Origin of the sequence: Microbacterium sp. (assembly GCF_031180975.1) — a bacterium.
Lineage (GTDB): Bacteria > Actinomycetota > Actinomycetes > Actinomycetales > Microbacteriaceae > Microbacterium.
In genome coordinates this window covers 274,143-299,448 of the sequence record NZ_JAPSLI010000002.1, presented here as the reverse complement: position 1 = coordinate 299,448, position 25,306 = coordinate 274,143, and the positions used below count along the sequence as shown (strand labels likewise).

22 protein-coding genes are annotated in these 25,306 nt (G+C 70.7%); all 22 read right to left on the bottom strand.

Going from position 1 to position 25,306, the window contains the following annotated elements:
• Window positions 1-64: 64 nt before the first annotated feature.
• The 22 genes from gmk to alaS all read right to left on the bottom strand — a co-directional run bounded on the left by gmk (window position 65) and on the right by alaS (window position 25,245).
• Window positions 65-973, bottom strand: coding sequence for a guanylate kinase (gene gmk, locus RIF65_RS04420; protein ID WP_309064248.1), 909 nt, complete (start codon window positions 971-973; stop codon window positions 65-67).
• A complete protein-coding gene (gene pyrF, locus RIF65_RS04415; protein WP_309064249.1) occupies window positions 966-1,829 on the bottom strand; it encodes an orotidine-5'-phosphate decarboxylase in 864 nt (287 codons plus the stop codon). The genes gmk and pyrF overlap by 8 nt, the downstream gene beginning before the upstream one ends.
• Entirely contained in the window at window positions 1,826-5,113 is a 3,288-nt protein-coding gene (carB, locus tag RIF65_RS04410; protein WP_309064250.1) for a carbamoyl-phosphate synthase large subunit, read from the bottom strand. Before carB ends, pyrF begins: the two co-directional genes overlap by 4 nt.
• Window positions 5,113-6,288: a glutamine-hydrolyzing carbamoyl-phosphate synthase small subunit gene (carA, locus tag RIF65_RS04405; RefSeq protein ID WP_309064251.1), complete on the bottom strand. Its 1,176-nt coding sequence runs from the start codon at window positions 6,286-6,288 to the stop codon at window positions 5,113-5,115. Before carA ends, carB begins: the two co-directional genes overlap by 1 nt.
• Window positions 6,285-6,791: a PH-like domain-containing protein gene (locus RIF65_RS04400; RefSeq protein ID WP_309064252.1), complete on the bottom strand. Its 507-nt coding sequence runs from the start codon at window positions 6,789-6,791 to the stop codon at window positions 6,285-6,287. Before RIF65_RS04400 ends, carA begins: the two co-directional genes overlap by 4 nt.
• Window positions 6,788-8,092, bottom strand: coding sequence for a dihydroorotase (locus tag RIF65_RS04395; protein WP_309064253.1), 1,305 nt, complete (start codon window positions 8,090-8,092; stop codon window positions 6,788-6,790). The genes RIF65_RS04400 and RIF65_RS04395 overlap by 4 nt, the downstream gene beginning before the upstream one ends.
• Entirely contained in the window at window positions 8,089-9,054 is a 966-nt protein-coding gene (locus tag RIF65_RS04390) for an aspartate carbamoyltransferase catalytic subunit (RefSeq protein WP_309064254.1), read from the bottom strand. The genes RIF65_RS04395 and RIF65_RS04390 overlap by 4 nt, the downstream gene beginning before the upstream one ends.
• Window positions 9,051-9,581 carry a bifunctional pyr operon transcriptional regulator/uracil phosphoribosyltransferase PyrR gene (gene pyrR / locus RIF65_RS04385; RefSeq protein ID WP_309064255.1) on the bottom strand — a complete coding sequence of 177 codons (531 nt, stop codon included), beginning with the start codon at window positions 9,579-9,581 and terminating at the stop codon, window positions 9,051-9,053. The genes RIF65_RS04390 and pyrR overlap by 4 nt, the downstream gene beginning before the upstream one ends.
• A 93-nt stretch (window positions 9,582-9,674) precedes the next feature.
• The gene (locus tag RIF65_RS04380) at window positions 9,675-9,878 is read right to left on the bottom strand and encodes a hypothetical protein (protein WP_309064256.1); all 204 of its coding nucleotides are present in this window, start codon (window positions 9,876-9,878) and stop codon (window positions 9,675-9,677) included.
• An 18-nt stretch (window positions 9,879-9,896) separates the two neighbouring features.
• Window positions 9,897-11,471, bottom strand: coding sequence for a Rieske 2Fe-2S domain-containing protein (locus tag RIF65_RS04375; protein WP_309064257.1), 1,575 nt, complete (start codon window positions 11,469-11,471; stop codon window positions 9,897-9,899).
• A 94-nt stretch (window positions 11,472-11,565) separates the two neighbouring features.
• Window positions 11,566-14,796 (bottom strand): DEAD/DEAH box helicase, encoded by a 3,231-nt coding sequence (locus RIF65_RS04370; protein WP_309064258.1) that lies wholly within the window; start codon window positions 14,794-14,796, stop codon window positions 11,566-11,568.
• Between the two features lie 39 nt (window positions 14,797-14,835).
• Window positions 14,836-15,246 (bottom strand): transcription antitermination factor NusB, encoded by a 411-nt coding sequence (nusB, locus tag RIF65_RS04365; RefSeq protein ID WP_309064259.1) that lies wholly within the window; start codon window positions 15,244-15,246, stop codon window positions 14,836-14,838.
• A 15-nt stretch (window positions 15,247-15,261) separates the two neighbouring features.
• Window positions 15,262-15,825, bottom strand: coding sequence for an elongation factor P (gene efp, locus RIF65_RS04360; protein WP_309064260.1), 564 nt, complete (start codon window positions 15,823-15,825; stop codon window positions 15,262-15,264).
• 100 nt (window positions 15,826-15,925) lie between these two features.
• On the bottom strand, window positions 15,926-16,366 hold the full coding sequence (gene aroQ, locus RIF65_RS04355; RefSeq protein WP_309064261.1) for a type II 3-dehydroquinate dehydratase: 441 nt from the start codon (window positions 16,364-16,366) through the stop codon (window positions 15,926-15,928).
• A gap of 139 nt (window positions 16,367-16,505) precedes the next feature.
• Window positions 16,506-17,003 (bottom strand): GNAT family N-acetyltransferase, encoded by a 498-nt coding sequence (locus RIF65_RS04350; protein ID WP_309064262.1) that lies wholly within the window; start codon window positions 17,001-17,003, stop codon window positions 16,506-16,508.
• Window positions 17,000-18,088, bottom strand: a complete 1,089-nt coding sequence (gene aroB / locus RIF65_RS04345) for a 3-dehydroquinate synthase (RefSeq protein WP_309064263.1) — start codon at window positions 18,086-18,088, stop codon at window positions 17,000-17,002. Before aroB ends, RIF65_RS04350 begins: the two co-directional genes overlap by 4 nt.
• Window positions 18,085-18,606 carry a shikimate kinase gene (locus RIF65_RS04340; protein ID WP_309082489.1) on the bottom strand — a complete coding sequence of 174 codons (522 nt, stop codon included), beginning with the start codon at window positions 18,604-18,606 and terminating at the stop codon, window positions 18,085-18,087. Before RIF65_RS04340 ends, aroB begins: the two co-directional genes overlap by 4 nt.
• The gene (gene aroC / locus RIF65_RS04335; RefSeq protein ID WP_309064265.1) at window positions 18,593-19,822 is read right to left on the bottom strand and encodes a chorismate synthase; all 1,230 of its coding nucleotides are present in this window, start codon (window positions 19,820-19,822) and stop codon (window positions 18,593-18,595) included. The genes RIF65_RS04340 and aroC overlap by 14 nt, the downstream gene beginning before the upstream one ends.
• Before the next feature lie 4 nt (window positions 19,823-19,826).
• Window positions 19,827-20,648, bottom strand: a complete 822-nt coding sequence (locus RIF65_RS04330) for a shikimate dehydrogenase family protein (protein ID WP_309064266.1) — start codon at window positions 20,646-20,648, stop codon at window positions 19,827-19,829.
• A gap of 1 nt (window position 20,649) precedes the next feature.
• Complete coding sequence (gene mltG, locus RIF65_RS04325) at window positions 20,650-22,113, bottom strand: endolytic transglycosylase MltG (protein WP_309064267.1); 1,464 nt, start codon at window positions 22,111-22,113, stop codon at window positions 20,650-20,652.
• Window positions 22,106-22,588: a Holliday junction resolvase RuvX gene (ruvX, locus tag RIF65_RS04320; protein ID WP_309064268.1), complete on the bottom strand. Its 483-nt coding sequence runs from the start codon at window positions 22,586-22,588 to the stop codon at window positions 22,106-22,108. The genes mltG and ruvX overlap by 8 nt, the downstream gene beginning before the upstream one ends.
• Complete coding sequence (gene alaS / locus RIF65_RS04315) at window positions 22,585-25,245, bottom strand: alanine--tRNA ligase (RefSeq protein WP_309064269.1); 2,661 nt, start codon at window positions 25,243-25,245, stop codon at window positions 22,585-22,587. Before alaS ends, ruvX begins: the two co-directional genes overlap by 4 nt.
• Window positions 25,246-25,306: the final 61 nt, after the last annotated feature.

Below are 25,306 nucleotides of genomic sequence, written 5' to 3'. Positions count from 1 at the left end.
GATCAGGCGACGGGATCGTCGCGAAGTCGGTGAATGCGGGCGCGCGACCCTTCGAGAAGTTCGGTCAGCGCGCGAAGCCTGAGGACAATTCTACGACCTCGCGCGCCGCCGTGGCGACGTCGGCGTTCACGATGCGGTAATCGAACTCGTTCTGTGCCGCCAGCTCCACCCGCGCGGTGCGCAGACGACGGGCCCGTTCCTCGGCATCCTCGGTGGCCCGGCCGACCAGCCGGTGCACGAGCTCGTCCCAGGACGGCGGCAGCAGGAAGATGAGCGTCGCGGACGGCTCGGCAGCGCGCACCTGGCGCGCGCCCTGCAGGTCGATCTCCAGCAGCACGGTCTTTCCGGCGGCGAGGGCCTCGTCCACAGGACGCCGCGGCGTGCCGTAGCGGTGCGTGTTGTGCACCACCGCGTACTCGAGCAGCTCCCCCTCGGCGATGAGCCGGTCGAACTCGGCGTCGTCCACGAAGTAGTAGTGCACGCCGTCGACCTCACCGGGACGGGGTTTGCGGGTGGTCGCCGACACCGACAGATGGATCTCCGGGTGCGTCTCACGGATGTGTGCGGCGACAGTGCCCTTGCCGACGGCGGTGGGCCCGGCCAGCACGAGCAGCCGGCTGCGGCCTGCGCGGGGCGGCTTCACCGGGAACCGACGGTCCAGCCAGGCCGACAGGTCGGCGAGCTGGCGCACGCCCAGTCCGCCCAGCCGCTTCACCGGCGAGATGTGCAGCTCCTCGAGGATGCGGTCCCGCTTGCCCGCGCCGATCGCCGGGAGGGCCATCAGGAAGTCGGTGATGCGCATGGTGGCGGCGTCCGACGCCGGATCCTCGGTCGCGCGCCGCAGCACCTCCTGCGGTGTCACGACTCGCGTGGTGAGATCGCGCTTCAGCGCGGCGCGTGCGCGGCGGCGCTCCAGCGCTCTGCGCGATGCGGCTGCGCGATCGACCTCGGGGACGACCCGTCCTTCAGGCACTGAGCACCTCCCGGTAGCGTGCGGCTCGTTCGTCGATCGTATCGGCGAGACGGTCGGGACCGGCGCCGAGAATGCTGCGGCTTTCGCTGGCCAGCACGTTCGGCGCCAGGGCGCCGAAGCGGGCGGTGAGATCCTCCGGCGTGGCGCCCTGGGCGCCGAAGCCCGGAGCCAGGATCGGCGTGCCCTGCAGAGCGTCGTCGGGCAGGCCGAGCTCGACGCGGTCGACGGTCGCGCCGATCACCAGGCCGATCGGGCCGAGCCCGCCGTCGAACGCGGCCGAGCCGTTGGGCCAGGTCACGTCCCGGGCGACGCGGAGGGCGACGGTCTGGTCGTCGCCGGCCGCCACGTCGACGGTGCGCGCGGTCTGCAGCGAGGGCGCCTCCGGGTTGCTGGTCGCGGCGAGCACGAACAGACCCTTGCCTGCTCGCACGGCGGCGGTGATCGTGTCGCGGAGGGATTCCGGACCCAGGTAGGGGCTCACCGTGACGGCATCCGATTCCAGCGGGGACCCGGCCGCCAGCCAGGCGTCGGCGTACCCCGCCATGGTCGAGCCGATGTCGCCGCGCTTGGCGTCGGCGATCACCAGCAGCCCGGCCGCACGCGCCGCGGCCAGGACCTCCTCCAGGGCGGCGAAGCCTCGCGAGCCGAAGCGCTCGAAGAACGACACCTGCGGCTTGAGCAGTGCCACCCGGCCGGCGGCGGCGTCCACCACGCGCAGCCCGAACTCGCGGACGCCGGCGGCGTCCTGCCCGAGTCCCCACGCGTCCAGCAGTGCCGCGTGCGGGTCGATCCCCACGCACAGCGGTCCGTGCGCGTCGAGCGCGGCGCGCAGGCGCGAGCCGAACGGCGCGGTCACTTGGCGGCCGCCCTGTCCAGCGCGTACTCCTGCAGGCTGCGCACCGAGAAGCCCTCGTCGGCGGCGTCCATCCCGCTCACCGCGGCGCCCAGCACCGCCATGGTGGTGAACAGCGCCTTGTCGGCGGCGACGGCCGCCGCTCGGATCTCGTAGCCGTCGGCGCGGGCGGCACCTCCGCTGGGGGTGTTCACGACGATGTCGATGCGTCCCTCGTTGATGAGGTCGACGACGTTCTGCTCACCGCTGCCCTGCGTCTCGCTGTATTTCGCGACGACGGTCACGTCGATGCCGTTGCGGCGCAGGATCTCTGCCGTCCCCTCTGTGGCGACCAGCGAGAAGCCGAGCTGCTGCAGGCGGTGCGCGGGCAGGATGACCGCGCGCTTGTCGGCATCCGCCACCGAGATGAACACGGTTCCCGAGGTGGGCATGCCGCCGTACGCGGCCGCCTGGCTCTTCGCGAACGCGGTCGGGAAGTCGCGGTCGATGCCCATGACCTCACCGGTGGAGCGCATCTCCGGTCCCAGGATCGAGTCGACGGTGCGCCCGTCGGCGGTGCGGAACCGCTTGAACGGCAGTACCGCCTCCTTGACGGCGACCGGGGCGTCCATCGGCACGCGCGATCCGTCCTGCTGGGGAAGCAGCCCCTCGGCGCGCAGCTCGGCGATGGTCGCGCCCGCCATGATGCGGCTGGCGGCCTTCGCCATCGGGATGCCCAGCGCCTTCGACACGAACGGGACGGTGCGGCTGGCACGCGGGTTCGCCTCGATGACGTACAGCACGCCGGCGCTGATCGCGAACTGCACGTTCAGCAGGCCGCGCACGCCCACGCCCTGGGCGATGGCCAGGGTCGCGTCACGGACCCGGTCGACGTCGGTGCGGCCCAGCGACACCGGTGGCAGGGTGCAGCTGGAGTCGCCGGAGTGGATGCCGGCCTCCTCGAGGTGCTCCATCACGCCGCCGATGAACAGGTCCGTGCCGTCGTACAGCGCGTCGACGTCGAGTTCGATCGCGTCGTCGAGGAAGCGGTCGACCAGCAGCGGCTTGCCCTCCTCGATGATCACCTCGCCTGCCGTGCGGACGAAGTAGTCCCGCAGCGCCTCGGTGCTGTAGACGATCTCCATGCCGCGGCCGCCGAGCACGAAGCTGGGGCGCACCAGCACCGGGTAGCCGATCTCCTCGGCGATCCGCACGGCGCCCTCCACGTCGATCGCGGTGCCGCTGCGGGGCGCCACGAGGCCGGCGTCGTCGAGCAGGCGGGAGAACAGCTCACGCTCCTCCGCGAGGTCGATCGCGGCCGGGCTGGTGCCGAGCACGGTGTAGCCGGCGGCCTCGATGCCCTTCGCCAGGCCGAGCGGGGTCTGCCCGCCCAGCTGGCAGACGACCCCCAGGATGGTGCCGCTCTGCGCTTCGGCGTGCAGCACCTCGAGCACGTCCTCCAGGGTCAGTGGCTCGAAGTACAGCCGGTCGGAGGTGTCGTAGTCGGTCGAGACGGTCTCCGGGTTGCAGTTGACCATGACCGTCTCGTATCCGGCATCCGACAGCGCGAACGACGCGTGCACGCAGGAGTAGTCGAACTCGACGCCCTGACCGATGCGGTTCGGGCCGGAGCCGATGATGACCACCTTGGTGCGCTCGGACGGCGCGACCTCTGTTTCGAAGTCGTAGCTGGAGTAGTGGTACGGGGTGAGGGCGGGGAACTCGCCGGCGCAGGTGTCGACGGTCTTGTAGACCGGGCGCACACCCAGGCCGTGACGGAACTTGCGCACCTCCTCCTCGGCGAGACCGCGCAGCTGCGCGAGCTGTGCGTCGGAGAAGCCGTGCTCCTTGGCCAGGCGGATGGTCTCCTCGTCCAGCTCCGGGGCCGTGCGCACCGCCTCTGCGACCTCGTTGATCAGCACAATCTGGTCGAGGAACCACGGGTCGATCGCAGTGGCGTCGAACGCCTGCTGCACGGTGGCGCCCTTGCGCAGCGCCTGCTGCAGGGTGACAATACGGCCGTCGGTCGGGGTCTTCGCGACCTCCAGCAGCTCCTCGACGCTGCGCTCCTCCTCGCCCCAGTGGAAGCTGGATCCGCGCTTCTCCAGGGACCGCAGCGCCTTCTGCAGCGCCGTGGTGTAGTTGCGGCCGATGGCCATCGCCTCGCCGACCGACTTCATGGTGGTGGTGAGGGTCGCGTCCGCGGCAGGGAACTTCTCGAACGCGAACCGGGGCACCTTGACCACGACGTAGTCCAGGGTCGGCTCGAAGCTGGCCGGAGTGACGCCCGTGATGTCGTTCGGGATCTCGTCGAGGCGGTAGCCGAGGGCGAGCTTCGCGGCGAGCTTGGCGATCGGGAAGCCGGTCGCCTTGGAGGCCAGGGCACTGGAGCGCGACACGCGCGGGTTCATCTCGATGACGATGATCCGGCCGTTCTCCGGGTTCACCGCGAACTGGATGTTGCATCCGCCGGTGTCGACGCCCACGGCGCGGATGATGTCGATGCCGATGTCGCGCAGCTTCTGGTACTCGCGGTCGGTGAGCGTCAGCGCGGGGGCCACCGTGATCGAGTCGCCGGTGTGCACGCCGACCGGGTCGACGTTCTCGATGGAGCACACCACTACGGTGTTGTCGGCGGTGTCGCGCATCAGCTCGAGCTCGTACTCCTTCCAGCCGAGGATGGACTCCTCCAGCAGCACCTCGCTGGTCGGCGAGTCGTGCAGTCCCGCGCCGCCGATGCGCCGCAGGTCCTCCTCGTCGTAGGCGAACCCCGAGCCGAGGCCGCCCATCGTGAAGCTGGGACGCACGACGAGCGGGTAGCCGAGCTTCTCCGCGCCGGCGAGCAGCTCGTCCATGGAATGACAGATGACGGATGCCGCGACGTCGGCGCCCGCCTCCAGGACCAGGTCCTTGAAGATCTGACGGTCCTCGCCCTTGCGGATGGCGTCCACCTTCGCGCCGATGAGCTCGACGTCGTACTTCTCCAGGATGCCGCGGTCGTGCAGCGCCATGGCCGCGTTCAGTGCGGTCTGGCCGCCGAGCGTCGGCAGGATGGCATCCGGTTTCTCCTTGGCGATGATCGTCTCGATCACCTCGGGGGTGATCGGCTCGATGTAGGTCGCATCGGCGAAGTCGGGGTCGGTCATGATGGTCGCCGGGTTCGAGTTGACCAGGATGACGCGCACGCCCTCTTCCCGGAGCACGCGGCACGCCTGGGTGCCCGAGTAGTCGAACTCGCAGGCCTGGCCGATCACGATCGGGCCGGAGCCGATGACCAGGACGGAGTTGATGTCTTCGCGCTTGGGCATCAGTTGTTGTCCTTCTTGTCGCTGAGGTGCGCGACGACGAGATCGCGGAATCGGTCGAAGAGGTAGTTCGCGTCGTGCGGTCCGGCGGCCGCCTCGGGGTGGTACTGCACCGAGAAGGCCGGGATGTCGAGGGCGCGCAGCCCCTCGACGACGCGGTCGTTCAGGCCGATGTGGCTGACCTCGACCTTGCCGTACCCGTTCGGGCTGTCGAACGGGGCGTCCAGGGGTGCGTCGACGGCGAACCCGTGGTTGTGCGCGGTGATCTCCACGCGGCCGGTGGCCTTGTCGAGCACCGGCTGGTTGATGCCGCGGTGACCGAAGGGCAGCTTGTAGGTGCCCAGGCCCAGGGCACGGCCGAGCAGCTGGTTGCCGAAGCAGATGCCGAAGAACGGCAGGCCGTCGTCGAGCACCTCGCGCAGCAGCGAGACGTGGCCGTCGGAGGCGGCCGGGTCGCCGGGTCCGTTCGAGTAGAACACGGCCACGGGCTCGATCGCGCGGATCTCGTCGATCGTCGCGGTCTGCGGCAGCACGTGCACGTCGAAGCCGCGGGCGGCCAGGTTCTCGATGGTGGCCTGCTTGACTCCCAGGTCGAGCACGGCGAGGTTGCCGATGCGCTCACCGGTGGCGGGCGTCACCTGGGCGGACGGGACCGACACGGCCGCCGACAGGTTCTGCCCGGTCATCTCGGGCGCGGCGGTGACGCGGCGCAGCTGCTCGTCGGGGTCGAGGGCTGCATCGTCTCCGGAGAAGATCCCACCGCGCATGGACCCGGCCGACCGGATGTGCCGGGTGACGGCCCGGGTGTCGATGCCGCTGATGCCGACGATCCCGTCGCGCACCAGCAGGTCGTCCAGCGAGGTCGTCGCGCGCCAGTTGGACACGACGCGGGAGGGGTCGCGGACGATGTAGCCCGCCACCCAGATGCGCCGGGACTCGGGGTCCTCGTCGTTCATGCCGGTGTTGCCGATGTGCGGTGCGGTCTGCAGCACGATCTGTCCGGCGTACGACGGGTCGGTGAGGGTCTCCTGGTAGCCGGACATGCCGGTCGCGAACACCACCTCCCCGAGCGTGGTGCCTCGGGCGCCGTAGGCGCGGCCGGTGTAGCGGGTGCCGTCCTCGAGGACGAGCACGGCCTTCTCGGGGGTCGGGGTGGTCGAGGGTGTGGAAGGGTTCATGGGTTCACTCCGTTCTCCGGGGCGGCGCACAGGCGCTCGAGCTCCGGGAGGATCTGCTGCGGCTCGGCACTGACGAGGCGCAGGAAGGAATCGACGAGGATGCCGTCGGAGATCCGCCACACCAGGCGGACCAGTCCGTTCGGCTCCACGACACGGTCGATGGCGGTGGTGGCGCGGTCCGCGCGCACCAGGCGGTCCGAGGCCAGGAAGACCGTCGGGGCGCCGTCGAGGCTGAGCGCGACACCGCGGTCGGTGAGCACCAGCTCGCCGCGGGCGCGGTAGGTCAGCGGGGACACGGCAAGGCGCTCCAGCGGCTCGTCGTGTCTGGTCGTCGCCACGTACAGCACCTCGGAGCGACCGGTGACGTCGGCGTGCTCCGGCACGCCGAGCGGGGCGGTCAGGCCGGAGTCGCGCCGAAGACGCGCCCGCCAGGCGAGGAACATGGCGGCGAACACGAGGACGACGACCGCGGCGACGATGATTCCGGCGAGCTCGCGGCTCACTGGGCGAGCTCCTCGACCAGTGCACCGGACTCGACGGTGACGAGGCCGCCGTGCACGGTCCACTCCACCCGGCCGGGCAGCTCCCGCCCGAGGTAGGGCGAGTTGGCGCTGCGGCCGTGCAGGTCGGACTCGGTGAACACGCCCTGCGCGGTCGGGTCGTACAGCGTGATGTGCGCCGGCTCGCCGACCGCGAGGGGCCGGCCGTGGGATTCGAGTCGCCCGATGCGCGCCGGGGTGGCGCTCATCACGCGGGCCACGTCGGCCCAGTCCAGCATCCCGGTCTCGACCATCGACTGGTGCACCACGCGCAGGGCGCTCTCCAGGCCGACCATGCCGTTGGCCGCAGCCTGCCACTCGCACGCCTTGTTCTCGGACGGGTGCGGGGCGTGGTCGGTGGCGACGATGTCGATCGTGCCGTCGGCCAGCCCCTCGCGCACCGCGATGACGTCCTCCTCACGGCGCAGTGGCGGGTTGACCTTGTAACGCGCGTCGTAGCCGCGGACCAGTTCGTCGGTGAGGAGCAGGTGGTGCGGGGTGACCTCGGCGGTCACGGCGATGCCGCGCTTCTTCGCCCACCGGACGATGTCCACAGATCCCGCCGTGGAGAGGTGACACACGTGCAGACGCGAGCCGACGTGTTCGGCGAGCAGCACGTCACGGGCGATGATCGACTCCTCGGCGACGGCTGGCCAGCCGGCGAGGCCGAGCTCGGCGGAGACGGTGCCCTCGTTCATCTGCGCGCCCTCGGTGAGCCGCGGGTCCTGCGCGTGCTGGGCGATGACGCCGTCGAAAGACTTCACGTACTCCAGCGCGCGGCGCATGATCAGCGGGTCCCAGACGCAGAACCCGTCGTCGCTGAACACCCGTACGCGGGCGCGGGATGAGGCCATGGCGCCCAGTTCGGCGAGCCGCTCACCCTTCTGCCCGACGGTGACCGCGCCGATCGGCTGCACGGTGGCGTAGCGGGCGGCCTCGCCGAGGGCGAGCTCCTGCTCGACGACGCCTGCCGTGTCGGCCACCGGCGAGGTGTTCGGCATCGCGAACACCGCGGTGAAGCCACCCGCCGCCGCCGCCCTGGTGCCGGTGAGGACCGTCTCGGACGCCTCGTAGCCGGGCTCGCGCAGATGGGTGTGCAGGTCGACCAGGCCGGGGAGGGCGATCAGCCCCGAGGCGTCGACCACGCGGGCACCGGCGCGGCTGAGGCCGCTGCCGATCTCCGCGATGCGGCCGTCCTCCACCACCAGGTCGGCGGTCTCTCCTCCGGTCAGCTGAGCGCCGGTGATCACGAGAGATCCGGTCACTGCGCACCCCCTCGTTCGTCGTTCCGCTCCCCCGCCAGCAGCAGGTAGAGCACGGCCATTCTCACGGACACTCCGTTCGCCACCTGCTCGAGCACCGTCGAACGGGCGGAGTCGGCGGCTTCGCTGGAGATCTCCAGGCCCCGGTTCATCGGGCCGGGGTGCATCACAATGCTAGTCTCCGGCAGCGCTGCGACCCGCATGGCGTCGAGTCCCCAGAGACGGGAATACTCCCGTTCAGTGGGGAAATACGCGGCGTTCATCCGCTCGGCCTGGATGCGCAGCATCATCACCGCGTCCGGACCGGTCGCCAGGGCGGCATCCAGGTCGTACTCGACGGCGGCGGGCCAGAGCGACACGTTCTGCGGAAGCAGGGTGGGCGGCGACACGAGGGTGACGTGCGCACCCAGGGTGCTCAGCAGCCAGACGTTCGAGCGGGCCACCCGCGAATGCAGCACGTCGCCGACGATGACGATGCGCAGGCCTTCGAGGTCGCGGCCGCGGCTGGCGTCGCCGTAGAAGCGCTTGCGGACGGTGTACGCGTCGAGCAGGGCCTGTGTGGGGTGCTCGTGCGTGCCGTCGCCGGCGTTGACCACCCCTGCCGAGATCCAGCTGCTCGTCGCGAGGGTCTGCGGGGCGCCCGATGCCGAGTGGCGGACCACAACGGCATCCGCTCCGATCGCCTCCAGCGTCTGGGCGGTGTCCTTCAGGCTCTCGCCCTTCGAGACGCTGGAGCCCTTCGCGGCGAAGTTGATGACGTCGGCGGAGAGCCGCTTCGCGGCCGCCTCGAACGAGATGCGAGTGCGGGTTGAGTCCTCGAAGAACAGGTTCACCACGGTTTTGCCGAGCAGCGTGGGCAGCTTCTTGACCTGGCGGGACTGGGTGTCGGCCATGTCCTCGGCGACGTCGAGGATGCGCAGCGCCGTGGCGCGGTCGAGGGTGCGGGTGTCGAGCAGGTGCCTCATGCTTCGATCGTCACCTCGTCGGCGCCGTCGAGTTCGCGCAGCCGGACGTTGACGCGCTCGGAGCGGGCGGAGGGGATGTTCTTTCCGACGAAGTCGGGCCGGATCGGCAGTTCGCGGTGCCCGCGGTCGACGAGGATCGCGAGGCGCACGACGGCGGGCCGCCCGATCGACTGCAGGGCGTCGAGTGCGGCGCGGATGCTGCGGCCGGAGAACAGCACGTCGTCGACGAGGACGACGGTCTTGCCGTCGATGCCCTCGTCCGGGATGTCGGTGCGCTTGGGCGCCCTGGTCGGGTGCTGGGCGAGATCATCGCGGAACAGCGTCACGTCGAGCGATCCCACCGGGATGTCGGTGCCGGAGATGCCGCTGATCAGGCCGCCGAGGCGCTCGGCGAGGTGGACGCCGCGCGTCGGGATGCCGAGAAGCACCAGACCGTCCGCGCCGCGATTCGATTCGAGGATCTCGTGGGCGATCCGTGTCAGGGCCCGCGAGATGTCGGCTTCGTGCAGCACAGTGCGTGCGCCCATCAGCCGCTCCCTTCTCCGCCTCTCTGGACGGTGTTAAAGGTTGCTTTCCGGTTCAGTCTACCGGCTCAGGCTCCGACGGCCGTCACGCCCCGCTCACGTGCGACCTCGGCGAGGCTGCAGCACCCTGCGCCGTTCGGCGCGACGTGCCGCGCGACGTGCCGCGATGCTCTCCACGCCGGCCGCCGCGAGCCGTGCCACGAGTTCGGAGCGCGATGCGCCCGGCCATTCCTTCGCCGCGAGCTCCAGTCCGGCGGCGAGCTCTTGCGTCTGCGTCACCTGGATGCGAGGAAGTGCCATGACGGGGTGGTACAGGGGTCAGACGGCGGGACGAAGCGCCTCTTCGGTGACCTCGTCGACCTTCTTGGCGCGGATGGGGTGTCCGCTGGTGGAGAGGCAGCGACCGGTCTTCAGGTCCCACTTCCAGTCGTGCATGCTGCAGGTGAGCACACCGTCCTCGATCTTGCCGGTGCGGGTGAGGTCCGCACGCAGGTGGGGGCAGCGGCGCTGCACCACCCAGTCGCCGATCTCGGCGTCCTCGGTCTGGTCGGTCTGCTCCTGGTACCAGTTCTCGACGTACTCGATGCGATCGACCGACAGGCATTTGAAGAACGTGTAGATGAACTCGTTGAACTTGCCCTTGCGGCCGGCGCTGAACTGCATGGACAGGAAGATCGAGTTCGACCAGTCGATCTCGTGGTCCCGGATGTTGGTGGACACCAGGTCGGCGGGGATCGTGTACCAGAACTCGACGTCCTCGCCGGCGTACTCGCGCACCTTGGCCTTCGGGAAGTCGACGACCAGGTCGAGCTCGCCGATAGTCATGCGCACGGGTCCGCCGACGCCGAGGCGGATGGTGCGCGACTTCTTCAGCAGCGGCTCCCACCACGTCTTCAGCGCCTCGAGCATCTCGGCCGGCGGGAGGATCTCGGCACGGGAGGCCTCCTCGGCGCGGATCTCGTCCTGGCGGGTGGCGCGCTGCTCCTCGAGGTAGTCCCACTTGTCGTCGAAGATGCGGTCGATCTCTGCCTGGGTGTACAGGCTCTGCGTCACCGTCATCTCGCCGTGGTTCAGTTCGACGACGGTGCCGGGGATGAACAGTCGGCCGTCGTACTGCGGCGCCTGCTCCTTCAGGTGGGCGAGGAACTCCTTCTGGTCCGTGAAGATGGAGTCGCCGTTGCGACCGGTTCCGTTGAAGTCGAACAGCTCGTCGCGCAGGAACATCGGCGGGCCCGCCATCGGGAACACGTGTGGCGCGTCGACCTTCTCGATGTAGTACATGGCGCGCTTGTTCTGCGCCTCGCGCTTGAGGCGGGCGAAGTTCTGCTTGGCGTCCAGCGGCAGGTCGTAGACCATCGGCCACCAGATCGCGCCGGACACCTGGGTGAAGTACGCCTCCGGCTTGCCGAAAGCGAGCAGCTTCTCGAGGTCGAGCGGATGCGAGTCGTTCTGGTTGAGGATCGACGCCGTGCCGTCGTCGACGCTGAGCGACGAGTCGCCGATCGGACCGTCGCTGGGCGCGCGCAGCGGCGTGATCATGATCTTCAGGTCGCCGCGCTGGATGATCTCGCCTGCGGGCGCGTACGTGATGTTGTGGTAGCCCAGGGCCCGGATATCCTGCTCGAGGTCGTCGATGGGGTACTCGGGCAGCAGCACCTCGATGTCCTTCGAGATGTACCGCTCCAGCAGGCGCGGGTCGAAGTGGTCGCGGTGCCGGTGCGAGATGTACAGGAAGTCGGCCTCGCGGCCCAGACGCTCCCAGTCCAGCCCGCGGTTGTCGGGGAACGGGAACCACGAGCCGTAGAACGACGGACCGAGGACCGGGTCGCAGATGATGTTCCCGCCGCGTGTCTCGATGAACATCCCTGCGTGGCCGAGTCCCGTGATCCGCATGTCTCTCCTCCTGCTGTGAACGCCGGATCGATTCTACCGAGCGGATGCTGTGCGGCACCGGTCACCAGGCCGGAACGGCATCCGCGGTCCGCCGTCACGACTCGAGCAGTGCGCGGATGTCGTCGGCGGTGAGCGACTGTGAGAACAGCGCGTCGTCGTCCACGACAGCGGAGAACAACCGGGCCTTCCGCTGCTGCAGCGCCACCACCTTCTCCTCGATGGTGCCGGCCGCGATGAGCCGGTAGACGAACACCCGCCGCGTCTGCCCGATTCTGTGCACCCGGTCCACGGCCTGCGACTCCGCGGCCGGATTCCACCACGGGTCGAGCAGGAACACGTAGTCGGCCTCGGTGACCGTGAGACCGAAGCCGCCGGCCTTGAGGCTGATCAGGAAAACCGGCTGCTCCCCCGCGCGGAAGCCGTCGACGACCTCGGCTCGTCGTCGCGTCGACCCGTCCAGACGCACGTGCGCGATGCCCGCGGCGGTGAGCCGTTCCTCGGCGAGGTCGAGGAACGAGGTGAACTGGCTGAACACCAGGGCGCGGTGCCCCTCTGCGCGCAGCTCGTCGATGTGCTCCAGCAGCACGTCGAGCTTGCGCGACGGGATGGCGGCGTCCGGGTCGACGAGCGACGGGGACAACGCCATCATCCGCAGCATCGTCAGCGAACGGAACACGATGAACCGGTTGCGGTCGAGGTCGGCGAGCAGGCCGAGCACCTTCTGGCGTTCGCGCTGCAGCACCGTGTCGTAGCGGGCGCCGTGGGCGGGACTGAGCTCGACGATCAGCTCCTGCACCTGCTTCTCGGGCAGGTCGGCGGCGACGAGGTCCTTCGTGCGGCGCAGCATGAGGGGGCGGATGCGACGGCGGAGCCGATCCAGGCGGGCCCGCCGGTACGCCCCGCCCTCCTGGTTCTCGGGAACTTTGCCCTTTTCGATCGGCTGCACGTAGTCCTGCCGGAACTTCCGCGCCGACGGGAACAGCCCCGGCGCGGCCAACGACAGCAGCGACCACAGGTCGGTGAGGCTGTTCTCCAGCGGTGTGCCCGTGACGGCGATCGTGACGACGGATTTCAGGTCTGCGATCACGCGGTGCAGCCGGGTGGCGTTGTTCTTGACGAACTGGGCCTCGTCGAGGATGAGCCCGGCCCATTCCACCGCCTGGAACTGCTCGTCGTCGAGGCGCGCGAGCGTGTACGAGGTGACGATCAGGTCGGCACCCGCCGCGGCATCCGCGACGCTGTGGTCACGCCGGGCGAAGGTGCTGTCGATCACGCGCACCCGGAGCCCGGGTGTGAAGCGCGCCGCTTCGCTGCGCCACGTCGCCATCACGGAGGTCGGCGCGATGACGAGGAACGGCTTGGCGCTCCCCTGCTCGACGGCGTGCGCGATCAGGGCGAGCAGCTGCAGGGTCTTGCCGAGCCCCATGTCGTCGGCGAGGATGCCGCCCAGCCGGTGCCGCCACAGGAACGCCAGCCAGTCGAAGCCCTGCTTCTGATACGGGCGCAGCTGCGCCTGCAGCATCCGCGGTTCGGGGGTCGGCGGGATGGTCTCGACGTCGCGCAGGCCCTCGGCGAGGGCTCGCCACGCCAGCGCCGGCTCCGCGTGGTCGGCGAGGTCTTCGAACTCCTCCCAGAGGGTCGTCTGATAACGGCTGATCCGCGGCGTGGTCTCCCACTCGGCGAGCCCCGCCGCCTCGTCGATGAGGTCGCGGAGCCGCTGCAGCGCGGGGTGTGCGAGCGAGAAGTAGCCGCCGTCGGACAGCAGCATCTTCTTGCGGCCCAGGCTCAGCGCGGTGAACAGCGGGGTGAACGGGATGGTGCGGCCGTCGATCGTGACCACCACGCCCAGGTCGAACCAGTCCGGGTCGGTGGATTCGACGGTCGACACGGAGATCTCCGGGGCGGCGGTGAGTTCCCGGTAGTCCTTCCGCCGGCCGGTGACGACCACGCGCACGTCGCTGTCCTCGAAAGCGGTGAGCACCTTGGCCGCCCACTCGGCGGCCTCGATCCCCTGCAGGGCGCCGGTCGGGTGGAACGGATGCCGGATCGCCGCGCCCCACACCGCTTCGATGTCACGGAGACGGCGCGCTTCGGCATCCGGGTCGCGGAACGGCTCGCCGCCCGGCGCGAGCGGGACGTGCCCGTGCCCGGAGTACTCCCAGGCGAAGTGGTACTCCACGCGGTCGTCCGGGTGGAAGCGCACGCTGAGCACCGGCTCGGCGGTGGCGATCGGCGGCAGGTTCATCCCGGTGGCGCGAATCTCGGTCTGCCGTGCCAGCGCGGGGTAGGCGGTGGCGAGGAAGGCTTCCCGGTCGGCGGCCGGGACGACCACAGGCTGCGCGGCGACGATCGCCGCGCGCACGGCGGGTGCCAGCGCCACCGGCGCGAGCGTGACATCAAGGCGCTGCGCGCCGACCTCGATGAGGTACAGCCCGGATCCGCCGATCACGTGGACGGATTCCGCGGGGACCCGCTCGTCGTCGATGCGGACGTCCACGCCCACCGTGATACCGCCGCCGTCCGACGGGGAGAGTTCGAGCGCGGCCGAGGCGGATTCGGCCAGCCGCACCGTCGTGTGCCGCTGGGTCGGCTCCAGTGGCATGCCCAGGGCCGGCAGCGCACGCAGGTGATGCCAAAGCAGCGGGGACTGCACGCGATCGAGCACGATCCAGTCCCCGGCAGTGCCGGACAGCAACGAGTCGCGTGCGATGCCGAGGAAGTCGGTGAACCACTGCGCCTGCTCCGGTGTGAACCTGCCTGACGAGCGCCGGACGGTGTCCCAGCGCGCATCGCCCTGGATCCACCGGCCGGTGGCGGGGCTGCGCATCAACGGGCGAACCGCCAGCAGGATCTCCCCCTCTGGGCGGCGCAGGTCGTACGGTGAGGCCGCGTGGGCGGCGGGCGCGGCCCAGTGCTGGGGAGAGCGTGGCGGGCGGATGCGCACCTCGATCCCGACGGCGAGCGGGATCGGAGCGGATGCCGGCGCGGCGGGCGCGAACAGCAGCGAACGCCAGGACGGTCCGACCGGCGGGGCCGGTTCCGGCTCCTCCGCGGTGCCGACGAGCAGCGTCGCCACGATGTGCTTGCACGCGTACTGCATCGGACACGAGCAGGCGGTGCCGACGATGTCGCCGTCGCGGAAACGGATGCTGCACCAGTATGGTTCCGGCTCGGCGCCCTGCACCTCGCCGAGCAGGAGCTGCGCGGCGGCATCCCACTCAGTGGTGAGGACGCGCCCGCGCCGGGCGTAGTCGGCGCCGCGCTCGTAGCCGCCGTCACCGGCGAGCTGCCGCAGGGTGCGGATGCCGGGGCGCAGCGGTGTCATGACGACATCCTGCCGCCCCGCGCCGACATCGCGCCCGGATCAGCTCGCGCGGGCGATGCGGGCGAGGACGCCGTGCACGAACGCGCCGGAGTCCTCGGTGGAGAGCTCCTTGGCGAGTTCGACCGCCTCGTCGATCGCGACCGCGGTCGGAACCTCGTCGTTGAACAGGATCTCCCAGGTGCCGATGCGCAGCAGGGCACGATCGACGGCCGGCATCCGCTCCAGCTTCCAGTCGCGGCTGTGCGTGGTGATCTGCTCGTCGATCTCGTCGCGATGGTCGATGATGCCGTCGACGATGTCACGGGCGTACAGCCAGGACGCCTCGCGCGCGGGTTCGTTCGCGGCGCGCTTGGCGGCGGCCGCCAGGGAGACCGACACCTCTTCCCCGCGCACGTCGGCGGAGAAGAGGATGTCGAGGGCGCGCTTGCGCGCCTTGGTGCGTGCGCTCAAAGTCGATCGCCCTGGTCAGTCGTTGACGCGGCCGAGGTAGTCGCCCGTGCGGGTGTCGACCTTGACCTTGGTGCCGGTCTCGAGGAACAGCGGGACCTGGATCTCGTAACCGGTCTCGAGGGTCGCGGGCTTGGTGCCGGCCGACGAGCGGTCGCCCTGCAGGCCCGGCTCGGTGTAGGTCACCTCGAGCACGACCGACGCCGGCAGCTCGATGTACAGCGGGTTGCCGTTGTTCAGCGCGATCTGCACCTGCTGGTTCTCGAGCATGAAGTTCTTGGCGTCGCCGACCACGGTCGCCGGGACGGTGAGCTGGTCGTAGTCCTCGACATCCATGAAAACGAAGCCGTCGCCGTCGGTGTACAGGTAGGTGAAGTCGCGGCGGTCGACGTTCTCGATGTCGATCTTGGTGCCGGCGTTGTACGTCTTGTCGACGGTCTTGCCTGAGACGACGTTCTTGAGCTTGGTCCGCACGAAGGCGCCGCCCTTGCCGGGCTTGACGTGCTGGAACTCCACGACGCTCCAGAGCTGTCCGTCGATCTTGATGACGACGCCGTTCTTGATGTCTGCGGTGGATGCCATGCGGAGGAGTCCGTTCGTTTCGAGAGAAGGAGGGCCGGTCGACGCGCGGTGCGCGGACGGCCGACAGTCGATTCTACGGGATGCCCGCGGTGAGTCCGCGTCAGCCGATCTTGGCGACGAGCTCCCGCACCGCCTCGGCGTACCCGTCGACGCCGTGACCGACCACGCGCACGGCCGCCACGTCGTGCAGGTACGAGAAGTGACGGAACTCCTCGCGGGCGTACACGTCCGAGATGTGCACCTCCGCGAACGGCAGACCCACGCCGGTCAGGGCGTCCCGCAGCGCCACCGACGTGTGCGTCAGACCGCCGGGGTTGATGACGATGCCGGCGCAGTCCTCGCGGGCGGCGTGGATCGCGTCGATGAGGACGCCCTCGTGGTTGCTCTGGACGGCGCGGAGCTCGTAGCCGAGCTCGCGGGCGACATCCGCGGTGAGGCGCTCCACGTCGGCCAGGGTGGCGGAGCCGTAGATCCCCGGTTCCCGGGTGCCGAGCAGGTTGAGGTTCGGGCCGTTGACGAGGAGGAGGCGTCGGGAGGTCACGTCCGGCACGATATCAGCGGTCGGGCACGCCCGTGCGTCGCGCGCCCTGTTCACAACTCAGGAACAACCCGGCCCGCTGACGCGAAACCGGCCGATATCCGCGGATATCGGCCGGTTTCTCCTGAGTTGTGAACGGTGACTACAGCGCGCGGCGCATCACGTACTCGGTGCCGTTGACGTGCTGGGTGAGCTCACCGGTGCGCACGAACCCGCAGCGCTCGTACGCCGACACGGCACGGGCGTTGTCGACATGGACCTCCAGGATGAGCGCGGACCAGCCGCGCCCCTGCGCCCAGTCGGCCGCGGCATCGAGGAGGGCCTCGATCAGGCCCGCGCAGCGGTGCTCGGGGGCGACGTACACGCCGACGACCAGGCCCGAGTCCGCACGGTCGCGGTCGGCGAGCACGGTCGTCGTGCCGGCCCACGTGCCGTCGGCCGTGAGGGCGACGAATTGCGCCGCGGTGTCGCCGTCGGCGCTGTTGCGGGTGCGCTCCTGCCAGAACTCGTCCGGCTGGGCTGACGCGTTGTCCAGCGTCTCGAGGAAGGCCAGGTCCGCGACGGGGTCCGCGAGCGCCTGCAGGCGCAGCGCCTTCGCCTGCCGCCACTCGTCGGCGCGGATGCGCCGTACGGCCGTCACTCCGCGACCTCCTGGTAGGCGGCGAACAGCAGCGACTCGTCCGGCGCCTGCAGCACGGTCGGCTTGGCGATGTCGTCGAGCACGATGAAGCGCAGCATGCCGCCGCGTGCCTTCTTGTCGCGCTGCATGGTGGCGAGCAGCTGCTGCCAGGCGCCGGCGCGGTACGAGGTGGGAAGGCCCAGGGACTCCAGGACGGTGCGGTGGCGCTCGGCCGCGGCATCCGACAGCCGCCCGGCGAGCCGCGACAGCTCGGCGGCGTACAGCATGCCGACCGAGATGGCGGCGCCGTGCCGCCAGCGGTAGCGCTCGGCGTGCTCGATGGCGTGGCCGAGGGTGTGCCCGTAGTTGAGGATCTCCCGCTGCCCGGCCTCGCGGAAGTCGCTGGAGACGACCTTCGCCTTCATGTCGATCGCGAGCTCCACGGCGCGGCGGAACTCGTCCGTGGTGGTGTCGACGGCGCGTGCCGGGTCGGCCTCGATGATGTCGAGGATCTCGGGTGCCCAGATGAATCCGGCCTTGACGACTTCGGCGAAGCCGGCCGTCGCCTCGTTGGGGCTGAGGCTGGCCAGTTCGTCGAGGTCGCCGATCACCGCGCGCGGCGCCCAGAACGCACCGACCAGGTTCTTGCCCTCCGCCGTGTTCACGCCGGTCTTCCCGCCCACGGCCGCGTCGACGAGCCCGAGCACCGTGGTGGGCACCTGCACCACCTGCACGCCGCGCAGCCAGGTCGCCGCGACGAACCCGGCGAGATCGGTCACCGCTCCCCCGCCGTACCCGACGACGGCGTCGGTGCGGGTGAAGTCCGCCTGCCCCATCACCTGCCAGCAGAACGCGGCCACCTCGATGCGCTTGCCCTGCTCGGCATCCGGGATCTCGGCGAGCAGCACCTCGCGCGGGCCGTCGCCGGTGTCGGCGAGCAGGCGTTCGCGCAGGCGCGCGGCGCGCTCGGCGAGGGTCGGCGGGTGCACGACGAGCACCTTGCGCACCGACGGGGCGAGCGCCTGCGACACACGATCGAGGATGTCTCGGCCGACCGTGATGTCGTACGCGTCCTGTCCGGTGACGGAGATGGTGGTGGTGCTCATGCCTGTTCCTTCCTCCATGCGGCGATCTGCTCGGCGAGCTGCCGCATCGGACGCCGCGACGTGTCGACGGTGAGATCCGCGACCTGCTCGTACCAGTCCCTGCGCTGGGCGAAGATGGTCCGCCAGCGTTCCACGGGGTCCTCCTCGCCGTCCAGCAGCGGGCGCCCCGCCCCGCGGATGCGGTGGGCGACGACGTCGGCGTCGACGGTGAGGAACACCACGGGATGCTGTGCGAGCAGCGCTCTCGTCCCGGCGTCCGTCACCGCGCCGCCGCCCAGCGAGACCACCCCGCCCTCGGCGATCGCGGCCGCCACGGCCGCTCGCTCGAGCTCGCGGAAGTGCTGCTCACCCCGCTCGGCGAAGATCTGCGGGATCGGTCCGTGCTCCGCGGCGATCCGCTTGTCGGTGTCGATGAACGGCACCGACAGCAGCCGGGCGACCTTGCGCCCGACGCTCGTCTTGCCCGCGGCCATCGGGCCGACCAGGACCAGCGTGAGCGGAGGCTCAGCCGAGCTCATCATGCGCGAGCAGCGCCGCCTCGGACGCCGGAGCGGTGCGCAGCGCCTCGGGGATCGCGGCGAGGTACGACTCGAGGTTGCGGCGGGTCTCCGCAACGCTGTCGCCGCCGAACTTCTCGAGCACCGCGTTCGCCAGTTCGATCGCCACCATCGCCTCGGCGACCACACCCGCTGCGGGCACCGCGCACACGTCGGAGCGCTGGTGGTGCGCGGTGGCGGTCTCACCGGAGGCGACGTCGATGGTGCGCAGGGCGTGCGGCACGGTCGCGATCGGCTTCATCCCTGCGCGCACGCGCAGCACGGTGCCGGTGGACATGCCGCCCTCGGTGCCGCCGGCGCGGTCGGACGCGCGGGTGATGCCGTCGCCGGTCGGGAACAGCTCGTCGTGCGCGGCGGACCCTCTGCGGCGGGTGGTCTCGAAGCCGTCGCCGACCTCGACGCCCTTGATCGCCTGGATACTCATCAGCGCCTGGGCCAGGCGCCCGTCGAGGCGGCGGTCCCAGTGCACGTGCGACCCGAGTCCCGGCGGGAGGCCGTAGGCGAGCACCTCGACGATGCCGCCGAGCGTGTCGCCGTCCTTGCGAGCGGCGTCCACCTCCGCGACCATCAGGGCCGACGTGTCCGGGTCGAAACAGCGCAGCGGGTCGGCGTCCAGCCGGTCCACATCGTCGGGTGTGGGCAGCGGCGTGCCGTCGGGCACCTGCACCGGCCCGATCGAGAGGGTGTGGCTCACCAGACGGATGCCGAGCTCGGAGAGGAACCCGCGGGCGACGGCGCCCAGGGCGACCCGGGCGGCGGTCTCACGGGCGCTGGCGCGTTCGAGGATCGGCCGCGCCTCGTCGAAGTCGTACTTCTGCATGCCGACCAGGTCGGCATGGCCGGGACGCGGGCGGGTGAGCGGTGCGCCGCGACCCCGGGACTTGTCGGTGAGCTCCACCGGGGCAGGGTTCATCACCTCGACCCACTTCGGCCACTCCGTGTTGCCGATCCGCAGCGCGATCGGGCTGCCGAGGCTCCTGCCGTGGCGCACGCCGCCGGAGATGGTCAGCTCGTCCTGCTCGAACTTCATCCGCGACCCGCGGCCGTACCCCAGCTTGCGGCGCTGGAGATCGGCCTGGATCGCCTCGGCGGTGACGGGAACGCCGGAGGGCAGACCCTCCATGACGGCGATGAGTTCGGGGCCGTGCGATTCGCCGGCCGTGAGCACGCGGAGCATTGCTCTAGTCTCCCATGGCCGCGGAGCGCATCACGTCCACGATGACGTCCTCGTCCGGCAGCCGCTCCTGCTGCGTGCCGTGCAGGAAGATGCGGATCTGTCGCACCGCCTGGTGCAGCAGCATCTCGAACCCGGACAGCACGGTCCGGTGCGGCCAGGTCGCGGCCAGGGCGGACGGCCATGGCGCGTACGCCGCCTCGAACAGCACGCCCCCGGCATCCGCCAGCGGGGCGGAGTGCCGCTCCGGCAGCACCGTGCCGCTCGGCAGCGTCGCGACGGTGGCGTCAACCGGGCCCGCCGGGGCGTCGAACGGGGACACCGCCGTCGTGACGCCCAACCGCTCCCCCAGCGCGACGAGCCCGGCCGCCGCCTCGGGGCGTCTGGCGCGGATCTCCACCCGCTCGGCGCCGAGCTCGTGGAGGGCGACGAGGGCGGAGGCTGCGGTCGCGCCCGCGCCGAGGACGCGGGCCGAGCGGATGCCGCTCACCGACGCCTCCGTGAACGCGTCGACGATCCCGCCGACGTCGGTGTTGAACCCGCGCAGCCGCTCGCCCAGCAGCAGCGTGTTCACCGCGCCGGTGAGGGTGGCGTGCGGGTCCAACTCGTCGGCGGCCGCGTGCGCGACCTCCTTCAGCGGCATGGTCAGCGACAGTCCGCGCCAGGAGTCGTCGAGCCCGGCGAGCCGGGCAGGGAACGCGTCGGTTCCGACCCGCTCCCTGCCGTACTCCCAGTCCAGGCCGAGGGCGCGGTAGGCGGCGCCGTGCAGGGCGGGCGAGCGGCTGTGCCCGATCGGGTCGCCCCACACCGCGAGACGGCGGCGTGTCATGTCAGCATCCGGAGTCGGGGTTCTCGCGGCACCAGGCGTGCCATTTGTCGATGCCGCGCTGGTGCTCCTCGTACGTCGACGAGAACTGGGTCTCGCCGGTGTTCATGTTGATGGTCACGAAGTACAGCCAGTCGCCGTCGGCCGGGTGCATGGCGGCGTCGATCGCGGCGTCGCTCGGGTTCGCGATGGGACCGGCGGGCAGGCCGTCGATGACGTACGTGTTCCACGGGTTGTCGTCGTTCTGGGCCTCCTTCGAGGTGCTGGCCGACCCGGCGTGCAGTTCGCCGTACCCGTACTGCGCGGTCGAGTCCATCTGCAGCTTCATGCCCTGATCGAGCCGGTTCTGGATGACCCGGGACACCTTCGGGAAGTCCGGGGTGCGGCCCTCGCGCTCGATGATCGACGCGATCGTCAGGATGCGCTGCGCGTCGGCGTCCGGCACACCCGCCTCCTCGAGCGACTGGCGGGTGCGCTCGACCATGCGCGCGATGACGTCCTTCGCGGTCGCACCGGGGTCGAACGTGTAGACGGCGGGGAACAGCCAGCCCTCCAGGGACGGGCCCTGCACGCCGTACACCGCCGGGTCCTTCACCGCGGCCTCGAGATCGGCGAGCGGGATGCCGACGCCGTCGACGATCCGCGGCAGTGACGACTCGATGGTGCCGCCCTCGGGGATCCGCACGGTGTTCTCCATGCGGTTCGCGGGGTCCTGAAGCGCTTTCAGCGCCGCCTCGGCGGTCATCTTCTTCTGCAGCTTGTACACGCCGGGGTAGAACGTCACCGACGGGTCCTCCTCGAGCAGCCACTCGTAGAAGACCTCATCCGTCTTCGTGACGCCGGCCTCGTACAGGGCGCTCGAAACCGGGCGGCCGGTGTCGCCGGACCTGATGGTGACCAGTGCCTCGCCGTGCGCCTGCCCCTCCTCGTAGTCCTTCGGCTCGCCCCAACCCATGATGTCGCTGATGCGGTCGCCGTACGTGTTCCACACCCAGACGCCGCCGGCGGCGAGGCCGCCGACCAGTACGAGCACGATGATCAGCGCGATCAGGCACCCGCGGCCGCGAGGCTTGGCCCGCGGCTCCCGGTGCTGCTCGGGCGTGAACAGCGCCTCCAGCGACCCCTCGTCGTCGTGGGACGTCGGGTCCGTGCTCGACGCCGGCTGGGGCGCGGGCGCGGGCTCGTCGGGTGCGGATGCCGGCTCGGTGGGTGCGGATGCCGGCTCCGCGGGCGCCGGTTCGGATGCCGTCGACCCGCCGGGCGCCGGCCGGGACGACTCGTCGGGGGCCTGAGGGGTGGGAGCGGGGGCCGGCGGCGTCTGCTGCGCCTGACGGCGTGCGCGGCGTGTGCCGGGGGCGGGCGCCTCGTCGCGCGGCTCACGCTCGGGGATCGCGGTCGACGCCGTGGGGAGGTTGTCGAAGAGGTCGCCCAGCGAGCGGTCCTTTCCGGATCGGTCGGGCTCAGACATCGCGGGCCGGCTCCTCATCGGGCTCGATCAACGCACCGGCCGGGCGTCCGGTGCTCTTCTCCGTGTCGACCGCGTGCTGGAGCAGCACCACTGCGGCGACCTGATCCACAATGCTACGAGAGTTCTTCTGGCTGCGCCCCGATGAGCGCAGCGCGGCGTGCGCGCTGACGGTGCTGAGCCGTTCATCCACCAGGCGCACCGGCACGCCGGTGCGCGCCGCGATGCCCGCGGCGAACTCCCTGGCGTCCTGGGTGGAGGCGGTCTCGTCGCCCCGCATGTTCACGGGGAGTCCCACGACGATCTCGAGCGGCATCCATTCGGCGACCAGCTCGGCGATGCGATCGAGGGAGGCCTCGGTGCGCGGCACCGTCTCCACCGGCACGGCGAGCATGCCGTCGGGGTCGCAGCGCGACACGCCGACGCGCGCCTTGCCGACGTCGATGCCGAGACGGGTGCCCCGCCGGAAGCCGGTCACGCGGCCCGGAGCTCCGCGATCACGGCATCCAGCGCCGCGTCCAGCGCCGAGGCGTCGGTACCGCCGCCCTGCGCGACGTCGTCGCGACCGCCACCGCCACCGCCGAGCACGCCGGCGGCGACGCGCACCAGCGCGCCCGCCTTCGCACCCGCCGCGCGGGCGGAGTCGTTCGTGGCGACGACGACGATCGGGCGGCCGTTGGCGACGCCTCCGAACGCGACGACCGCGGCATCCGCGCCGAGTCGCTCGCGCACGCTCAGTGCCAGCGTGCGCACGTCGTCGGCCGAACCGACCTCACCCAGGGACGCCGACGCCACGCGGTACGCGCCGACCTGCTGCGCGGCCTCGGCCAGCGCGGGCACGCGACCCTCGCGCTCCTTCGCCTCGAACTGGGCGATGCGCTTCTCGGCCGCTTTGAGGCTGGCGGTGAGCTCCTCGATGCGTGCGGAGAGCTGGTCGCGGGGTGTCTTCAGGGCGGCGGTCAGCTGCGAGACCACGGCCCGTTCGGCGGCGAGCTCACGGAACGCGTCCTGACCGACCAGCGCCTCCACGCGGCGGGTCGACGACCCGACCGAGGATTCGCCGACGACGCTCACCAGCCCGATCTCGGCGCTGTTGGTCACGTGGGTGCCCGCGCACAGCTCGCGCGACCACGGACCACCGATGTCGACCATCCGCACGACGTCGCCGTACTTCTCGCCGAACAGCGCCATGGCGCCGGCCTCCTTGGCCTCGTCGAGCGAGACGATGCGCGTGGTGACCTCGAGCGACTCGTGCACGGCGCGGTTGGCGATGTCCTCGATCTCGGACCGCGTGTCCGCGGACAGCGGCTGCGACCAGGAGAAGTCGAAGCGCATGTATCCGGCGCGGTTCAGCGAACCAGCCTGCGTGGCCGTCGGGCCCAGGGTGTCGCGCAGGGCCGCGTGCACCAGGTGGGTCGCGGAGTGCGCCTGGCGGGCGGCGCGACGGTTGGCGGCGTCCACCACGGTGGTCGCGCGGTCGTCGACGGCCACCGCGCCCGAGGCGACGAGCACGGTGTGGCTGATGAGTCCCGGTACCGGTCGCTGCACGTCGAGCACGTCCAGCTCGAACCCGGTGCCGATGATGCTGCCCTTGTCGGCGACCTGGCCGCCGGACTCGGCGTACAGGGTCGTCTCGGCGAGGATCACCTCGGCGACCTGACCTTCGGTCGCGGTCTGCGCGGGGGCGCCGTCCACGACGATGCCGAGCACGCGGGACTCGGTCTGCAGGTCGGTGTAGCCGGTGAAGCCGGTCTCGCCGAGGGCGCGGAACTGCCGATAGACCGACACGTCGGCGAGCTGGCGCTTGCGATTGCGGGCGTCGGCCTTGGCGCGGGTGCGCTGCTCCTGCATGAGCGTGTCGAACGCCGCCCGGTCGACGCTGAGCCCGGCCTCCTCCGCGACCTCGAGCGTGAGGTCGATCGGGAAGCCGTAGGTGTCGTGCAGCAGGAACGCCTCGGAGCCGCTGAGGGTCGTGCCGCCGCTCCTCTTCGTCTCGCCGAGAGCGAGGTCGAGGATGGTCGAGCCCTGGGCGAGCGTGCGGCGGAAGGTCTCCTCCTCCGCATAGGCGGCGGCGGACAGCTGCGCCCAGTCGGTCTCCAGCACCGGGTAGGTCGCCTTCATGGCGTCGCGGGAGGCGCTGAACAGCTCCGGGAACGAGGGCGCGTCCACGCCCAGCAGGCGCATGGCGCGGACGGTGCGTCGCATCAGCCGGCGCAGGATGTACCCGCGGCCTTCGTTCGACGGGCGTACACCGTCGGAGAGCAGCATCAGCGAGGAGCGCACGTGGTCGGCGATGACGCGGAACCGGACGTCGTCCTCGTGCACCGCGCCGTAGCGGCGTCCAGACAACTCCACGGCACGGTCGAGCACAGGGCGCACCTGGTCGGTCTCGTACATGTTCTCGACGCCCTGCTTGAGGAAGGCGACGCGCTCGAGGCCCATGCCGGTGTCGATGTTCTTCTGCGGCAGCGACCCGGTGATGTCGAACTCCGTCTTGCCGCGGATGTTCTCGATGAAGTCCTGCATGAACACGAGGTTCCAGATCTCCAGGAACCGGGTGTCGTCGGCGGCGGGGCCGCCGTCTTTGCCGTAGGCGGGGCCGCGGTCGAAGAAGATCTCGGAGTCGGGACCGCCGGGGCCGGGCTGGCCGGTGTTCCAGTAGTTGTCCGCGCGGCCCAGGCGCTGGATGCGCTCCGGCTTCAGGCCGATCACATCGCGCCAGATCGCCTCGGCCTCGTCGTCGGTCTCGTAGACGGTGACCCAGAGGTCCTTCTCGTCGAAGCCCAAGCCGCCATCGGCCTCGGAGGTCGTGAGCAGCTCCCAGGCGTAGCGGATCGCGCCCTCTTTGAAGTAGTCACCGAACGACCAGTTGCCGAGCATCTGGAAGAACGTGCCGTGGCGGGCGGTGCGTCCGACCTCTTCGATGTCGTTGGTGCGGATGCACTTCTGCAGGTCGGCGATGCGCGGATGCGGTGCGGGCACGACCCCGGTGAGATACGGGATCATCGGCACCATGCCCGCCACCGTGAACAGCAGCGACGGGTCGTCGCTGACCAGCGACGCGGACGGCACGATGAGGTGGTCGTTCTTCTCGAAGTAGTCGAGGTAGCGCTGCGCGATCTCCGCGGTTTTCATAGAGCTCGTGGGTGTCCTTGCATATCAAGCCGCGCCCGGCATCCGCGGGCGTGGCAAGGGG

Coding starts and splice junctions, on each gene's coding strand:
- RIF65_RS04340 (WP_309082489.1), bottom strand. CDS start 18,606: ATGAGCTCGGCTGAGCCTCCGCTCACGCTGGTCCTGGTCGGCCCGATG.
- aroB (WP_309064263.1), bottom strand. CDS start 18,088: ATGAGCACCACCACCATCTCCGTCACCGGACAGGACGCGTACGACATC.
- efp (WP_309064260.1), bottom strand. CDS start 15,825: ATGGCATCCACCGCAGACATCAAGAACGGCGTCGTCATCAAGATCGAC.
- RIF65_RS04380 (WP_309064256.1), bottom strand. CDS start 9,878: ATGGCACTTCCTCGCATCCAGGTGACGCAGACGCAAGAGCTCGCCGCC.
- RIF65_RS04370 (WP_309064258.1), bottom strand. CDS start 14,796: ATGACACCGCTGCGCCCCGGCATCCGCACCCTGCGGCAGCTCGCCGGT.
- alaS (WP_309064269.1), bottom strand. CDS start 25,245: ATGAAAACCGCGGAGATCGCGCAGCGCTACCTCGACTACTTCGAGAAG.
- RIF65_RS04330 (WP_309064266.1), bottom strand. CDS start 20,648: ATGACACGCCGCCGTCTCGCGGTGTGGGGCGACCCGATCGGGCACAGC.
- mltG (WP_309064267.1), bottom strand. CDS start 22,113: ATGTCTGAGCCCGACCGATCCGGAAAGGACCGCTCGCTGGGCGACCTC.
- aroC (WP_309064265.1), bottom strand. CDS start 19,822: ATGCTCCGCGTGCTCACGGCCGGCGAATCGCACGGCCCCGAACTCATC.
- carB (WP_309064250.1), bottom strand. CDS start 5,113: ATGCCCAAGCGCGAAGACATCAACTCCGTCCTGGTCATCGGCTCCGGC.
- RIF65_RS04390 (WP_309064254.1), bottom strand. CDS start 9,054: ATGAGGCACCTGCTCGACACCCGCACCCTCGACCGCGCCACGGCGCTG.
- RIF65_RS04375 (WP_309064257.1), bottom strand. CDS start 11,471: ATGCGGATCACGGGACTCGGCCACGCAGGGATGTTCATCGAGACACGC.
- carA (WP_309064251.1), bottom strand. CDS start 6,288: ATGAACCCTTCCACACCCTCGACCACCCCGACCCCCGAGAAGGCCGTG.
- pyrR (WP_309064255.1), bottom strand. CDS start 9,581: ATGGGCGCACGCACTGTGCTGCACGAAGCCGACATCTCGCGGGCCCTG.